This window comes from Salinimonas sediminis, from assembly GCF_003429285.1.
GTDB classification, from domain to species: domain Bacteria; phylum Pseudomonadota; class Gammaproteobacteria; order Enterobacterales; family Alteromonadaceae; genus Alteromonas; species Alteromonas indica.
The window spans coordinates 172,864-188,492 of sequence record NZ_CP031769.1 but is presented as its reverse complement, the minus strand read 5'-3'; the positions used below and the strand labels follow the sequence as shown (position 1 = coordinate 188,492).

At 48.7% G+C, this 15,629-nt stretch carries 16 protein-coding genes; 7 read left to right on the top strand and 9 right to left on the bottom strand.

Annotated elements, in window-relative coordinates:
* Window positions 1-97: 97 nt before the first annotated feature.
* The 6 genes from D0Y50_RS00925 to D0Y50_RS00900 form a co-directional block, all read right to left on the bottom strand.
* Window positions 98-772 carry a DUF799 domain-containing protein gene (locus D0Y50_RS00925; protein WP_117315044.1) on the bottom strand — a complete coding sequence of 225 codons (675 nt, stop codon included), beginning with the start codon at window positions 770-772 and terminating at the stop codon, window positions 98-100.
* Window positions 769-1,119: a DUF4810 domain-containing protein gene (locus D0Y50_RS00920; protein ID WP_117315042.1), complete on the bottom strand. Its 351-nt coding sequence runs from the start codon at window positions 1,117-1,119 to the stop codon at window positions 769-771. Before D0Y50_RS00920 ends, D0Y50_RS00925 begins: the two co-directional genes overlap by 4 nt.
* A gap of 15 nt (window positions 1,120-1,134) precedes the next feature.
* On the bottom strand, window positions 1,135-1,812 hold the full coding sequence (locus D0Y50_RS00915) for a CsgG/HfaB family protein (RefSeq protein ID WP_108567782.1): 678 nt from the start codon (window positions 1,810-1,812) through the stop codon (window positions 1,135-1,137).
* Window positions 1,813-2,697: 885 nt separating this feature from the next.
* The gene (gene groL / locus D0Y50_RS00910; protein WP_108567781.1) at window positions 2,698-4,341 is read right to left on the bottom strand and encodes a chaperonin GroEL; all 1,644 of its coding nucleotides are present in this window, start codon (window positions 4,339-4,341) and stop codon (window positions 2,698-2,700) included.
* A gap of 33 nt (window positions 4,342-4,374) precedes the next feature.
* Entirely contained in the window at window positions 4,375-4,665 is a 291-nt protein-coding gene (locus D0Y50_RS00905; protein WP_108567780.1) for a co-chaperone GroES, read from the bottom strand.
* 240 nt (window positions 4,666-4,905) lie between these two features.
* Entirely contained in the window at window positions 4,906-5,409 is a 504-nt protein-coding gene (locus D0Y50_RS00900) for an FxsA family protein (RefSeq protein WP_117315040.1), read from the bottom strand.
* A 174-nt stretch (window positions 5,410-5,583) separates the two neighbouring features.
* On the opposite strand from D0Y50_RS00900, the gene cutA reads away from it, so the two are divergent.
* From cutA to D0Y50_RS00865, 7 genes are all read left to right on the top strand, one after another.
* Window positions 5,584-5,916 (top strand): divalent-cation tolerance protein CutA, encoded by a 333-nt coding sequence (gene cutA, locus D0Y50_RS00895; protein ID WP_108567778.1) that lies wholly within the window; start codon window positions 5,584-5,586, stop codon window positions 5,914-5,916.
* Between the two features lie 85 nt (window positions 5,917-6,001).
* The gene (locus tag D0Y50_RS00890) at window positions 6,002-7,774 is read left to right on the top strand and encodes a protein-disulfide reductase DsbD (protein WP_117318586.1); all 1,773 of its coding nucleotides are present in this window, start codon (window positions 6,002-6,004) and stop codon (window positions 7,772-7,774) included.
* 10 nt (window positions 7,775-7,784) lie between these two features.
* A complete protein-coding gene (locus tag D0Y50_RS00885) occupies window positions 7,785-8,534 on the top strand; it encodes a M23 family metallopeptidase (RefSeq protein WP_232366379.1) in 750 nt (249 codons plus the stop codon).
* 211 nt (window positions 8,535-8,745) lie between these two features.
* Window positions 8,746-9,195 carry a type II 3-dehydroquinate dehydratase gene (aroQ, locus tag D0Y50_RS00880; RefSeq protein WP_117315036.1) on the top strand — a complete coding sequence of 150 codons (450 nt, stop codon included), beginning with the start codon at window positions 8,746-8,748 and terminating at the stop codon, window positions 9,193-9,195.
* Between the two features lie 14 nt (window positions 9,196-9,209).
* Window positions 9,210-9,653 carry an acetyl-CoA carboxylase biotin carboxyl carrier protein gene (accB, locus tag D0Y50_RS00875; RefSeq protein ID WP_108567775.1) on the top strand — a complete coding sequence of 148 codons (444 nt, stop codon included), beginning with the start codon at window positions 9,210-9,212 and terminating at the stop codon, window positions 9,651-9,653.
* Window positions 9,654-9,667: 14 nt separating this feature from the next.
* Window positions 9,668-11,020 (top strand): acetyl-CoA carboxylase biotin carboxylase subunit, encoded by a 1,353-nt coding sequence (gene accC, locus D0Y50_RS00870; protein WP_108567774.1) that lies wholly within the window; start codon window positions 9,668-9,670, stop codon window positions 11,018-11,020.
* Between the two features lie 323 nt (window positions 11,021-11,343).
* Window positions 11,344-12,276: a hypothetical protein gene (locus D0Y50_RS00865; protein WP_117315034.1), complete on the top strand. Its 933-nt coding sequence runs from the start codon at window positions 11,344-11,346 to the stop codon at window positions 12,274-12,276.
* A gap of 291 nt (window positions 12,277-12,567) precedes the next feature.
* Here the strand turns inward: D0Y50_RS00865 and D0Y50_RS00860 are convergent, their stop codons facing one another.
* The 3 genes from D0Y50_RS00860 to D0Y50_RS00850 form a co-directional block, all read right to left on the bottom strand.
* The gene (locus D0Y50_RS00860; RefSeq protein WP_232366370.1) at window positions 12,568-12,846 is read right to left on the bottom strand and encodes a TIGR03643 family protein; all 279 of its coding nucleotides are present in this window, start codon (window positions 12,844-12,846) and stop codon (window positions 12,568-12,570) included.
* Window positions 12,847-12,868: 22 nt separating this feature from the next.
* Window positions 12,869-15,007 (bottom strand): exonuclease domain-containing protein, encoded by a 2,139-nt coding sequence (locus tag D0Y50_RS00855; protein ID WP_108567772.1) that lies wholly within the window; start codon window positions 15,005-15,007, stop codon window positions 12,869-12,871.
* A 301-nt stretch (window positions 15,008-15,308) separates the two neighbouring features.
* Window positions 15,309-15,602: a hypothetical protein gene (locus D0Y50_RS00850; protein WP_117315031.1), complete on the bottom strand. Its 294-nt coding sequence runs from the start codon at window positions 15,600-15,602 to the stop codon at window positions 15,309-15,311.
* Window positions 15,603-15,629 lie beyond the last annotated feature (27 nt).

The following is a 15,629-nucleotide window of genomic DNA, read 5'->3' as shown; positions in this document are numbered from 1 at the left end:
AAATATTTATCACGGGCGAAGAATACAACACTTTTAAATGAATGGTCGAGTTTTAAACGATGATGAGTATTCCGGCATACAACAAAGCTGTTAAGGTTTATTGCCCGTGTTGCGCTGCTTCCTGCTGGTAATGGGGTGAGCGCGGGCCAAACCGCAGACCGTGTTTGTTTTTTGCCGACAACAACCGGCTGGTGGCCAATGCAGTAATGTCAAAACCGCGGTCCGTGACAGTTTCAAACACCTGACTAACTGCAGCCTGAATTAGCATTCCCAGCAAATTGTTATTTGCGTTCGCCTGGTTTTCTGCTGATGAAGCGGTGGCCTTGCCTTGCCATAGTTGCTGACCGGTGCGCAAATCAATCAGTGAAGCAGCAACGGTCACCCGGGTTTCGCTGGAGACCACCACATAGCTGGTGCCATAACGCTCAATTGTCATGTACAACGCCGCATCGGCGCCAAAAATTTCCCGCAGTTTGGGCACCGGCACCTGCTGAATATCTTGCGCCACCGTCAGGCCGTTATTTCTAAAGGTCTGGTTTACCAAGGCTACCGGAAATACATAAAAGCCGGCTTCAGCGATGGGCGTGGCGGCCTGGGCCATAACACTATAAGGGGCCATTACTTCCGGGGTATTATTGACCGGAGGCAGGATCAGAATCGAGCCCGGGTCGGCTTGTTTAAACGCGCTGTCGTCATACGTGGGTTGCTGACTGGCACAGGCAACAAGCACACTACCCATTAGCACTAATAAGAAAGATTTCAGCCAACTCATGGTGCATCTCCCTGACGGTTGTCGAGTAAAAAGTCGATGTAGTGGGCCGATTCAGGGAACAGGGATTTTTCCTGAATCAGTTCAGCGGTACCGCGATCTGCATTGCCGGTTTCAAAATACAACATACCAAGTTGGGCATGGACGCCTGGTGCAATAGCCTGTTGCCTGGCCGCTGCTTTTTGAATAGTGCTTTCCAGCGCCTGAATCTGTTCCTGCGGGGTCACCTCTGCGCCTTTGAAATAGCTGTATACCGCCTTATTGTAATCGCCGTAATAATACAACGGTGGTGTACTGGTGCATCCTGCAACCATGGCGCATAGCGCCATGGTTATTATTACCTTGTGCATAACAACATCCCTTTATCAGGTAGGCCAGGCGCCTGACTCTATTCCCTTAACCAGCTTATTAACTACTTCACGAATGGCTAAATCCAACACTTTACCGTTTAGGGTGGCATCATAACCGGCGGTACTGCCGAAGCCGACTATCTCACGCTCTGTCAGGCTATACTCTCCGGCCCCGGACATGGAGTACACCACTTCTGCGGTGCTCACATCTACCACATTAAGCGTTACCTTAGCATAAGCGATTTGCGACTTCCCTTTGCCCAGCAAGCCAAATAATTGCCGGTCGCCCACATCCTTACGGCCAAATTCAGTCACATCACCCGTTACCACAAAGCGTGCGCCAGTGACTTGTTGTTCGGTATTCGACCGGCCCGCTTCTTCGCTTAGCAATGTCATGTTGTCGCGATCCAACACCCGGAAGCGGTTGGTTTGTTGCAGGTGGCTCATTAGGGTTGTTTTAGCCTGATTGCCCAGCCGATCCTGCCCGGAAGAAAAAATCCCATTTTGATACCCCGACCGATTAACAAACTCACCCACCACCAGCTTTTGTTTTTCGCCCTGATAATCGGTGTTGTAACTTGCCACCGTAGGCGTTTCAATAGCCTTTGAAGACGTGGTCGCGGTGCAGCCAAAAAGGCTCAGGGCAATGGCCGATGAGGCGAGCAGCGAAAGCTTAGCGATATGTGTTTTCATAGCAGTCCTAATATAAATGAATGTCATCCGGTGTAGTTCACACGTAATTATAGTGTGGGTATACAGTAAAAGCGTCAATATGAATACACCGTGAATACCCGGCTGTGAGCTGTATTCTTTCAGGGCTGAGGATCATAATAGGTGCAAATGACCTATAACGCTCTTACAGCCCCCTTTAGGGTTATGGTCTGTTTGGCGTGTTTATGCTCGATTGTGCCTACCTAAACACAGTATTGGATTGAGAGTTGAGCAGTGAACTCATCGATACGCAGCATAAAGCCAAATGAACCAAACCAGCAGCCGGGCCGGATAATATCGCGAGCATAATAAATACCGTTAGCTCTTGGCGTTTAGCGCTTATCGCTTAGCTCTTATATTAGTTGACTCGCCTGAAAAATAGTCGGCATCCGGGGCGTGCCGGCATTGCTGTCGGCTATTCAACCCTTATGGTTTTAGCGCATATGGCTACGGCAATCTAATCACGGCCCGCCCTTAATAAACTGGCATCCATTAACGTTAAAGACTCCGTCGGATATAACCAGCTTATCGGAAGCGATTTGTGAGGTTCGGCCCAATATCGGCGCGCAGCAGTCTATTATACTGCGCCAAATATTCCGGTTTTTCTTTAACCCGGTTTACCGTCAGCTCGGATTGTCTTCAGCGGTGAAAAAAAGAGATAGGAGGGCAAAGAAAGGAAAAGGTAGAGACAGGCCAGGATATCTTGTTGACGATACCCTTTCAGGTGGCGCGCTACAGACATTATTTTATAGCGGAATAGATAACAAAGCGCGATGGAGCAAGCAGACACCATATCGTAGAAAATGCAGACACATAAAAAAGGCGCTCCGAAGAGCGCCTTTTCCAAGCGTTGAGCTTAGGGGATGATTACATCATGCCGCCCATACCGCCCATTCCGCCCATGCCACCCATATCTGGTGCAGCAGCTTCTTCTTTAGGTACTTCCGCTACCATTGCTTCGGTCGTGATCATCAGGCTAGCAATAGAGGCTGCGAATTGCAGCGCTGAACGCGTAACCTTAGTTGGATCAAGAATACCCATTTCCAGCATATCGCCGTAGGTATCGTTACCGGCATTGTAGCCATAGTTGCCTTCACCGCCTTTAATCGCATTAACCACAACAGACGCTTCAGCACCTGCGTTAGTCGCGATTTGACGCAGTGGCGCTTCCATTGCACGTAGTGCAAGGTTAATACCGTGGGTCTGGTCTTCGTTGTCGCCTTGCATAGACGCCACTTTAGCAGCCGCACGTACCAGCGCAACACCACCACCAGGGACTACACCTTCTTCTACCGCAGCACGGGTTGCGTGCAGGGCATCTTCAACGCGGTCTTTCTTCTCTTTCATTTCCATTTCAGTCGCGGCGCCAACTTTAATCACGGCTACACCGCCAGAAAGTTTAGCCAAACGCTCCTGAAGTTTTTCTTTGTCGTAGTCTGAAGAAGACTCATCAATCTGACCACGAATTTGCGTGCAACGGCCTTCGATAGCAGACTCTTCGCCCGCGCCATCAACAACAGTAGTTTCATCTTTGTTGATAACGATACGCTTCGCCGTACCCAGGTCTTCTAACTGAACTTTTTCAAGCTCCAGGCCAATCTCTTCAGAGATAACCGTACCGCCAGTCAAAATAGCAATATCCTGTAGCATGGCTTTACGACGATCGCCAAAGCCCGGTGCTTTAACCGCAGCAACTTTAACGATACCGCGCATGTTGTTTACCACCAATGTGGCCAGCGCTTCGCCTTCCACATCTTCAGCAATAATCAACAGTGGCTTGCCTGCTTTTGCGACGCTTTCAAGCGTAGGCAGCAATTCACGGATATTTGAAATTTTCTTGTCAACTAACAAGATGAACGGGTTATCCAGTTCAATGGTACCGTTTTCCTGATTGTTGATGAAATAAGGCGACAGGTAACCACGGTCAAACTGCATACCTTCAACTACTTCTAGCTCGTTTTGCAGCGCCTGACCTTCTTCAACGGTGATAACGCCTTCTTTGCCTACCTTTTCCATTGCTTCAGCAATGATTTGGCCGACAACTTCATCAGAGTTGGCAGAAATCGTACCCACCTGGGCGATAGACTTGCTATCGGCACAGTCAGTTGAAAGCGCTTTAAGCTCTTCTACTGCTGCGATAACCGCTTTGTCGATACCACGTTTAACGTCCATTGGGTTCATGCCTGCAGCTACCGCTTTCAGGCCTTCAGTCACAATTGCTTGTGCCAGTACGGTTGCGGTAGTAGTACCGTCACCCGCTTCATCATTCGCTTTAGACGCTACTTCTTTAACCATCTGCGCGCCCATGTTTTCGAACTTGTCTTCCAGTTCGATTTCTTTGGCTACAGATACGCCATCTTTAGTAATAGTGGGTGCACCGAAAGACTTGTCCAGTACCACGTTGCGACCTTTTGGTCCCAGGGTAACTTTCACTGCATTTGCCAGGATATTTACGCCCTTAAGCATCTTAGTGCGAGCGTCATCTCCAAAACGTACTTCTTTAGCTGCCATGTTCAAATTCCTCTAAATACGGTTAACGGTTAATTACTCGACGATTGCCAGGATGTCGCTTTCGCTCAGGATTAATACTTCCTGATCATCCAGCTTCTCAGTTTTAACGCCATAGCCGTCGTTGAAAATAACGGTGTCGCCAACTTTTACGTCCAGAGCCTGTACGTCTCCGTTTTCCAGAATGCGACCGTTACCCACTGCGATTACTTCGCCGCGTGTAGATTTTTCTGCTGCAGAACCAGTCAGAACGATGCCGCCTGCTGATTTCGATTCTTGCTCTGCACGTTTAATAATAACGCGGTCGTGTAAAGGACGAATTGCCATTTTCAAGTCTCCTGAAAATTCCAACTATTGATTGTTAGTTATTTCAAGCGTACATCGAATATGTACGCCATTTACTATAAAGAGGCGAATGTTGGGTCCGCCTCAAACTTCATACTGCGAGGATAAATGGGGGAGTCGCCATACAAACTCAAGGGGCTTTTGATGAAAAAGTCACAATTTTTTTGCTTTTACCCCGTAACCGACCTTATTGATTTGAAATCTCAGCTATTTTGGCCGGTTTTAGCGCAAACGATGGTCTTCATCGCGCTCAGTTTTATCTGTGTACTGGCCTTCAATAACATCGCCGTTTTGATCTTTCGGAGCCTCAGTAAATGGCGACTGCTGGCTATCAAACGGCCCTTGCCCGGCAAAACCTGCCGAACTGACCACCCGGGTTTTCATGTGTTTACTCACCTGGCTGGCAATGTACTGCCGAGTGCCAGGCAGTACAAACAACATACCGAGAATATCGGTAACAAAACCGGGGGTAACCAATAACACACCGGCAATAACCAGCATCAGGCCCTGAACAATTTCATTTCCGGGCAATTCGTTACGCTGCATTTTATCCTGGGCGGTCTGTAACGTATGCAAACCTTCACGACGCACCAGGTAAGAGCCTACAAAAGCCGTTATAATAACAATAGCGATAGTATTCCAACCACCAATAATGCCGCCCACCTTTACCAGCAGCGCAATTTCAATAATGGGTAGAATGGCAAAAAGCAAAAATAAAATACGCAAACCACGTCCTCACAAAATAATCTTTAGGGTGTTTAAGTTGGGGCAAACCACTTTATCTCAATATTTTGTCGATCTCACGATGATTAACTCCCTGTCCCCACCGATGTTTTGTTAACCTGCTTATATCGTTTCATGAAAGAATAAGACCATCTGCAAGGTCTAAGGAGATAGCCAATGTCACTCAGTCTGATCCTGACTACCACACCTGATGAGCAGGTTGCCGCGGATATAGCCCGCGCGTTAATTGATAAGCGCCAGGCAGCATGTGTAAAGATCATCCCCAAAGTCATGTCAGTGTATCGCTGGCAAGACACGGTGGAAACCGACACTGAGTCACAGCTACTAATAAAAACCGCTCAGGAACATGTTAGCCGCGCCTACAAAACTGTTTGCGCGCTGCATCCCTATGAGGTGCCGGAGTGGTTGGTTATTGAGCCGGCAGCAGGCAGCGATAGTTATGAAAAGTGGGTGCTGGATGAAACGCTGACGCGTGAGTCACGCAGCTAATAAAATAAAAAAAAGCAGGAGTAAAGTGGGTATGCAGGTTACACGTTGGCTGTGGGTATGGCTGGGGTTGTATGTTAGCGCGGTAATGCCGGTGTTAGCCCAGGTGCCCGCCGGTGGGCTGGGACAGGCATTTGAAAGCGCGCCATTTAACGCAGAGCCTGAATTTTTACCGGTCGACGAAGCATTCGTATTTGATTACCAACAGCAGGACCAGCAGCTTACGGTTACCTTTACCATCGCCCCGGGATACTACCTTTATCGAAAGCAGTTTAAAACAGCGGTAAAAGATGCCCGGCTGGGCGCCTACACCCTGCCCGAGGGTGAGCCTAAAGAAGATGAAACATTCGGCAAAACTGAAGTTTACTACCAGCGCGTTTCCTTTACGGTGCCGGTAGAACAGGCCGCGGATAACGCCATAGTGAAGCTGCGTTATCAAGGCTGTGCGGATGCCGGATTGTGTTACCCGCCCGCCACCAAACTGATATACCTGGACGCTGTAACCGCCGCTCAGCCTACTTATGATATTACCCAAACCGCACCCGAGAAGCGCGATGTATCAGACTTTAGCTATTTCACCGATATTACCGGGGCATTGCATTCCCAGCAAAATATCGCACTAACGCTATTGGTGTTTTTAGCCCTGGGTATTGGGTTAGCTTTTACCCCCTGTGTGTTTCCTATGTACCCTATATTATCCGGTATTGTGCTCGGCCAAGCCTCGCGTAACAGCATGGCAAGGGCGGCCTGGCTAAGCTTCGTATATGTGCAGGGCATGGCGTTGACGTATTCATTATTGGGCTTAGCCGTAGCGTCTGCGGGTATGCAGTTTCAGGCCGCCCTCCAGCATCCGGCTATATTAATTACCTTTATCGCACTGTTTATTGTATTGGCATTGGCCATGTTTGGTTCGTATGAGCTTCAACTTCCCTCATCCTGGCAAACCCGGATGAATGCGCTAAGTAACCGCCAGCGCGCGGGGTCGATTGCCGGGGTCTTTGTTATGGGCGTACTGTCGGGCCTGATAGCTTCGCCCTGCACTACGGCGCCGTTAACCGGTATCCTGTTGTATATTGCCCAGTCCGGAGATCAGCTAACCGGGTTTATTTCCTTGTATGTGTTAAGCCTGGGGATGGGAATTCCGCTGATTCTATTTGGGATGACCGGTGGCAAACTACTGCCCAAAGCCGGTAACTGGATGAATGTGGTAAAGGTCACATTCGGTTTTATGATGTTAGCGGTAGCCATTGTGTTTGTTGAGCGGCTTTGGACTCACCCGCTATCCGATTTGCTGTGGGCCGCCCTGGGGTTAAGTACCTTTACTTATTATGCACTACTTAATCAACCTACCCGCCTCACCTTTGCTAAAGGCATCCGCGCACTGGTTATTTTTATAGGCTTGTTTAGCAGTGCTATGCTCGCCTATCAGACCTTGCTACCTACCCAGTCATCAACGCAAGTAGCGCACCCGCCCTTTATTAAAGTAGCCAGCTTGTCGCAATTTCAGGCCCAGCTGGCTCAAGCCAGCGCCCAGGGCCGGCCCGTCATGCTTGATTTATATGCCGACTGGTGTGTGGCCTGTAAAGAGTTTGAAAAATACACGTTTAGCGATGAACGGGTAATTACGGCGCTGTCTGATGCGGTATGGATGCAAATTGACCTTACCGATAGAACCCCCGACGATATTGCTTTTGAGCAACACTTTGCCGTATTGGGGCTACCCACTATTTTGTTTTTCGATACGAAGGGTCAGGAACTGGATAACGCCCGGGTCACTGGTTTTATGCAGGCTGAAGCCTTTGCCCAGCACGTGGATAGTTATTTTAACGGGGCGGCAAGGTCAACCGCTTCGGCTCAGTAGGCGTGGGCTAATGGTAGGGCGGTGGTTACTTAGCGCGATATGGGTTGTCTCGATGAGTGGCAATGCCCGTACGGGCTGTTTTGATGACTGGTTCTGCGTTAGTACGGCCCCTCAAACCGGGGTTTTGCGTGTTTATTTAACCCGTCCGCATCCGGTAGTAGTAAGTGTATATAGCGACGCTATTACGCCTTCTCCCTATACCGTAGCATTAACCTCAACCACCCCTCACATTATCGGTAAGTTGGCGCAACCAGAGACGTTTTGGTCTGACATGCGCAAAAAATGGACCGGCGGCAAACAGCATGCGCAGCATGACGACACGGTCATATACGGCTGGCCGCTACAACCGGTCGGGCAATACCCGATTGTACAAGGGGTCAACGGGCGCTTTTCGCACCAGGGGGCTTCGCGTTATGCGTTCGACTTTGCCGCGCCACCAGGAACCTTTGTGTTCGCCGCCCGCAGCGGGGTTGTGATTGACTTACAACAACATTTTTCGCAGGGCGGGCCGCACCGGCGCTATGCGCCTTATGCTAATTACATCAGTATATTGCACGACGATGGTACTACCGGCGAGTACTACCACCTGCAACCACACAGTAGCACAGTGGCTATAGGGGAAACCGTAAACAAAGGCCAGCATATCGGGGCGACCGGCAATACGGGCTTTACGTCACTGCCCCACTTGCATTTTGCTGTATATACCGCTCAGGCAGAAGGCCGCTATACATCGGTGCCAATTCGATTTGCCCAACCTTAGCTGGCTAAAGACACCGTTCGCGGCACTATTAAACTTGCTTCGATATTACCTGATTAGACCAGTATTTTGCTGCTAAATAAACTTGTATGGCTATAATCACCGGTTAAGTCATTTAACCGGGCAAAAACTGGCTTTTTTTCGTGCAACCCGCGCCAAAATTTGCTTAGATTAGGGTTAATCGGTCAGTTATACGCAAGATAGCAGCATTTTTATGGAAATTTTATTACTCAACGGCCCCAACCTAAATATGTTGGGTAAACGTGAACCGCAAACTTATGGACATCTTACATTAGATGCCATTGTTGATAATTTGTCTGCGTTGGCAACTGAGGCGGGCGCTCGCCTGCAACATTTTCAGTCCAATGCGGAACATGCGCTTATCGACCGGATTCATGCCGCCATCGATAATGTCGATGCTATTATTATTAATCCTGGTGCGTTTACTCACACCAGTATTGCCCTGCGAGATGCCTTACTTAGTGTGAACATTCCTTTTATAGAAGTGCATTTGTCTAATGTTCACGCCCGAGAGCCGTTCCGGCATCACTCTTATCTTAGCGATGTTGCAGCCGGTGTTATTTTAGGCCTTGGTGCCCTGGGGTACCAACTTGCCCTGACTGCTGCATTGAACCTATATCAATCCAATCATCCGACCAAATAAGCAGAGACTGAATAATGGATATTAGAAAAATTAAGAAACTCATCGAGCTGGTAGAAGAATCTGGCATTGCCGAGCTGGAAATTACCGAAGGCGAAGAGTCTGTACGTATACATCGTGGGCCTAGCGCTAGTGCGGCGCCAATGAACTACAGTGTGGCGCCGCCACCAGCTCCTGTTGCGCATGCCCCGGCGCCGGTAGCCGAAGCAGAGCCTGCTGGCCCAACAGGTCACCAGGTTAAGTCGCCTATGGTAGGCACTTTCTATCGTGCATCTTCTCCTACGGCCAAGTCATTTGTAGAAGTAGGTCAGTCCGTCAACGTTGGCGATACCCTGTGTATTGTTGAAGCGATGAAAATGATGAACCAGATTGAATCTGACAAAGCGGGTGTGGTGAAGGCGATTCTGGTAGATAACCAAGATCCGGTAGAGTTCGACCAACCTCTGTTCATCATCGAATAATCAGGCTGAGGCTTATGCTAGATAAAGTACTTATCGCAAACCGGGGAGAGATTGCATTGCGTATATTACGCGCCTGCAAAGAACTCGGTATAAAAACGGTAGCGGTGCATTCCACGGCTGATCGTAATCTTAAACACGTATTGCTGGCTGACGAGTCAATTTGTATTGGCAATGCATCGGCCACCGAAAGCTATTTGAATATCCCCCGTATTATTGCGGCAGCGGAAGTCACTAATTCAATCGCTATACACCCTGGCTATGGCTTTTTAGCAGAGAACGCAGAGTTTGCAGAAGCAGTAGAAAAAAGCGGCTTCATATTTGTAGGCCCTACTGCTGAGACCATTAATTTAATGGGCGACAAAGTGTCGGCCATCAACGCCATGAAAAAAGCGGGCGTACCCTGTGTGCCCGGGTCAGACGGACCGTTAACTGACGATGCTGAGAAAAACAAAAGTATCGCCAAACGTATCGGCTACCCGATTATTGTAAAAGCCGCCGGCGGCGGTGGTGGCCGGGGTATGCGGGTCGTTCGTAAGGAATCTGAACTGGTCTCTGCTATTGAAACCACACAGGCTGAAGCCGGTGCGGCTTTTGGTAACTCTACCGTCTACATGGAGAAATTTCTGGAAAATCCACGGCACGTGGAAATTCAGATTTTGGCAGACGGCCAGGGCAACGCTATCCATCTGGGTGAACGTGACTGTTCTATGCAGCGCCGCCATCAAAAAGTAGTGGAAGAAGCCCCGGCGCCCGGTATTTCAGAGCAAATGCGCAACAAAATTGGCGACCGTTGCCGTCGTGCGTGTGTTGAAATAAGCTATCGCGGAGCCGGCACGTTTGAGTTTTTATACGAAAACGGTGAATTTTACTTTATTGAAATGAATACCCGGATCCAGGTAGAGCATCCTGTATCTGAAATGATTACCGGGGTTGATTTGATTAAAGAGCAGCTACGTATAGCCGGCGGTCAGCCGTTGTCCATTGATCAGTCGCAAATTCAGATTCGTGGCCATGCGATTGAATGTCGTATTAATGCTGAAGATCCGCAATCGTTTATTCCCAGCCCTGGTACCATCAATATGTTTCATTCGCCAGGTGGCTTAGGGGTACGCTGGGATTCGCATATTTATGCAGGTTATACCGTTCCCCCCTATTACGATTCAATGATTGGCAAGCTTATTACCTATGGCGAAAGCCGTGATGAAGCCATTGCCAGAATGCGTCATGCATTGGATGAGTTGGTGGTTGAGGGAATCAAAACCAATATTCCATTACAGCGTAGAATTATGGCCGACGAAAACTTCTCTGCAGGTGGTACAAATATTCACTACCTAGAGAAAAAACTGGGCTTAGCGAAACCCGAGTAAGTGGTCAAATAGTCTGCTTAATAACGCCTCTTTACGAGGCGTTTTTTATGTCTGGTACAGCGTCAGATAGCCCCACCCTACTTTTCAAAAAAGCGATTAAACTAATCCATTTTTATAAATTTCCCTGAATCAGCAACCGGTGTACTCTTACGCCTGTTGAATCGAGTCTCCCTGGATTTAACATGTGTTCCCTTTTGAAGGTAGTCCTTGTGGAGTGTATCTCCATTATTGGCCGGTGGCATTTGCCACCGGTTTTTTTACATAATATAAACCTGCCTGCAACCTGTTCATGTATAAGCTAAAACATTCATTAAATTTTTCTCATGAACAAACCTATCTGGTGTTTTTGGGTCTTGCTAATGCCCGCTTATTTGCTGTTACCGGCTATCGCCGATGATGCCCCTTATTATCATACCGTTGATGCTGAAGTGCGGATGGAAGGACGTAGCGATAAAGAAGAAAAATGGCAATATCGTTTGCGCTATTACCCTACAATTACACTTACCGACGACGACTCGCTCAGTGTCAATGGCCTTATCACTACCGGGAGCGGGTTTAATTCTACCCACAACAGCCTGGACGGATCGGCAGAACCCATCTATCTGCGCCGCCTGTTTTTGCGTAAATCGTATGGCAAAGGCAAAACCGAGATTGGGGTACTCCCCACCTATAAAGGCTCCATTTCCCTGTCCGGCTTATCAAAGGACGGTTGGATAAAAGGGATTCGCCAAGTCGTGCAACAGGACGAAGACAGCGCCTTTGAATTGGTAGTAGGTAATCTTGAAAATCTTGACGCTGCGCATGCCCTGGATTTCCCTGATGAACTCAATTACTTCGAGTTAGAATATTCGACTGCCCTGGATGACGGGCAAAGCATGGAAGCCAGTATTGAACGGATGCTCAGTGGCAATTTTATTCGTCTAGAATATAAGTATGATTTGGGCGAGGAGCACGCGGGCACCATAGAGTGGGTACAGCGCATAGATGACTCGCAAACCAAAATGGTTGCCGGGTTTACCGGGGAGCTTGATACCCGCGTCGGTTTATTAGGTTATGCAACCTATTATTCTTATACCAGCGAAGGGTTTGGCCCTCGAGGCACGCTTACCGAAGAATTCATTGATACCGGCCATGGCTACTCATTAGATTTTTTCGGAACCCTTAGCGGCGTGCCGAATACCAGCTGGTTTCTGGGCTATGATACCGTCGATGGAACGCACCGGGTACAAATTGGCATTAATGTCTTTTTAGATTAAAAAAAGGCCCACGTTTAAGTGGGCCAATAGCAAGAACGCGTACACACTTATTACAGTGCATTAGTAGATACGCCGATGTTTATCGCCGAGTTCAGCAGGCTCAGATTACGATTTTGTAATTTAATCGTAAGCCTTAGCGAATCCTTTACCGGGCTAACCCACCAGTATGCTGCAATAAGCTCTGGTGACGCCTCCAACTGTGGGCAGCAGTGGGTAGCAGTAGCCCCAACCTACCCCGGCCGGTGCGCGTCTGGATCAATAAAGAGGTTACAAGGACCAACTTTACCCGGCTTACTTATTGGCCCCTGCCGGCTTATATTGGGAACGGCAGTATCCGCGGCTGATACCCGCTGGACGAAGCGCCTGGTGCTTGGTACGCCGCCCGCTTACCCGGGCACGCCAATTAGTAAACGTTTTGCGTTTTAATTGCCTTCGCATTAGGCTCACCACCTGCTTTTCAGCTAACCCAAAACGCCGTTCAATGGCTTCAAAAGGCGTTCGGTCCTCCCAGGCCATTTCAATAATTCGCGACAGGGTCGCGTCGTCCATCGACAACATTTTCAACCTCATTATCAGCCTGTTTATGTCCCGCCTAATTTACCGTTTCTGAGGCGGTTTTTTCGTGAATTATAGTTAATAAGGCCGCTGCAGCCTGCGCATCAGATAGTGCCCGGTGATGCCGAGTCATACTGATATCAAAATGTTCTGTGAGCGCTGCCAGAGAATAAGAACGCAGCCCAGGACATGCTCGTCGCATTTGCACCACCGTACACAATTTAGGGCGCCTGAAAGGTTGCTCCAGGCGGGCAAATTCCTGCCGAATGAAGCCATAATCAAAATTCACGTTGTGTGCCACAAACACACAATCTTCGGTGAAACGCGCTACTGATTCTGCCAGTTCACTGAATAAGGGCGCATCGGCCACCATTTGGTTGCTAATGCCAGTAAGCCGGGTGATGGAGGAAGGAATATGGCGCTGTGGGTTGATGAGTGATTGCCAGGTATCCACAATTTCGCCATTAATCATTTTGACCATACCGATTTCGGTAATACGATGATAACCATTGTTGCCCCCGGTGGTTTCTATATCTACCACAACATATGGCTGATGCGGGTCGTGAAACCACTGCACCTGAGTAATTTGCACGCGAAATCCCGCTTGCTGCAACCGTTGGATAGTAACTAACTGATTACGTCGCAATACATCGCCTGGGGCTTTAATCTCTTCAAACCGCAGGCCCTGGCTGTCCTGCACCATAATATCGGGAAACCCATCGCACAGGCTGGCATAATCTTTACACATCATCAGCAGCAAGGCTTTGATCTGGGTTAGGGGAACCTGTTCAAGCAATACTTTAACCGTATCCAACTGGTTGCGCCGCCACATAAATACACTATTAACCTTGCCATAGTGACAACTGGCCATTTTGGTCAAATGCAGTAACCATTGTGCCGTACTTTCAAGGCTGTCCAACAAGCCGTCAATATCTTCGCTAAAGCTGGTATAAAATGTATTGAATTTGAGGCTTTTCGGACGGCGGTCAAACTCTGTCACCAGCTGATCTTTTTCAAAAAGTATCGACCAGAATGTTAAGCCAAAAAGCGTTCGCCACAAACGGTTCTCAGTCCGCCAGGCACTCATGTCCTGGCGCTTATACCAAGCAATCACGCCCTGCTCGACACTTTGATTCTGGCTAATATCCAGTTGCAAGGTTGTACTGGCATTGCGCAGCATATCGGTAACCGTACTGGTGCGTTTTTTATGGTATTTACGGGCGTAAAAGTCTTCTGCGAAGGCCAGCAAGGTGTCTGAAGGCGGATTATCTATCAGCGCTTCAAGATGCGCTTTCACCAGCTCTTTTTGCTCACCTTTATAGCATTCGCGTAACCACTTCTCTTTGGAGGCATCGCCCGGCGCCACTTCCAATACGCTTAACCCGGTTGCGCGGGCAATAGGCAGCAGTCGCATGCCGAGCTTATGTAGAAACCGTTCGGCATAATCCAAGGTGACAGGATCAGACAACTCGCCTATCGGCCGCTTAGCATACGCAAGGAGTTCGGTTTCACTACAATAAGGTAGTGCATCCAGCGCACTAGCATACCAAAAAGCAGCGGTAGCCTGGTTCGCTTCGGCAAAGCGCGCCTGGGTAATCGCAGCATCTGCTCGAGTTCGCATAATACCCAGATCGCGCATTGAGAATTGATTTAACCGCCCCCGGGTATTGCCAAAATACAAGAATAATAAATAACGTAATGCAGGTTCAAAGCGTTTTACCAGATAATCATTTTGCGGCAAATTCTGCGGCCAGCCGTGCTGCGCTATTTGCGTAAATAGCAGGGTAACCAGCTCGGCTTTTTTCAGCGATGCATACTTTCCCGGGATGGCATATTGAGCCAGGTAAGTCAGCAAGTCGTTTTTAGTTACTACACCAGCAAAATCCTGCTCCGATACCTGCGTTAGCGGGCCAAACCAACCTTGTGAAATGAGCCGGTCTATATGTGCCTGAGCTTCAGGTATTTCCGGATAATTAAACTGGGTGCGATTGATAATCGCATACTTGCGGTTAGCCGCGCGCGCAATAATACACTGGGCGGGCTCGTCTAGCGCGTTGAAGCGTTCAATAAAGCCTAAAGTTTCGGCGTCCAGCAATACTTTGCTGTCGGCTTCAAAAAAACCTAAAAATTCGAAGAAGTGATCAAGATAATATCTTTCTGGAAGCTCTTTTCGCATGGACACCCACCGTACAACAACACACCAAACAGTGTATACATATACAGGGAAAGCTCAATGTTTTGTGAATAAATTGGCACTTATTGATGAGGCGTTTGACCGCGCTAAAACCTGCAGTAAGGGTATCGGAGAGGCAAACTAATCCCGCTAAGTAAGAAGCGCAAATTACGTTATTTTTGGCTACCTCATGTTGCTGCCTGGACCAGCCGGCTATAAATAGGCAGTAATAGCGCAAGCATTCTAGGCGGGGTAGCGCCATCCACGCCCTGGGCCGGAAGTACCTCCTGCATCAATGCAGGTACTACACCCGCACCGCTTGTTTAGCTACCCATTCAAAGTGACGGGCCAGCTTTTCGTCCTGCTGCAATCGGGCCAACGAGGTAAAGTGTTTAGCCAGTTCCATTTCAGTATAAAACCGGTGAATTGCATCATGGCACTGACGGCATACCGCTACGCCCCGGTTGCGCTCAGCAAAACTCAGATTTTTACGAAAATGGCGCCGTCGATGTAGTTTTCTGGGTACCAGATGATGAAAGGTCAGTCGGGTATAACGATGACACAATGGACAGTGGCCAAGCTTGTTTGAATTACTCACGCGCTCTCTTCCGTAGTTATTCAAGGT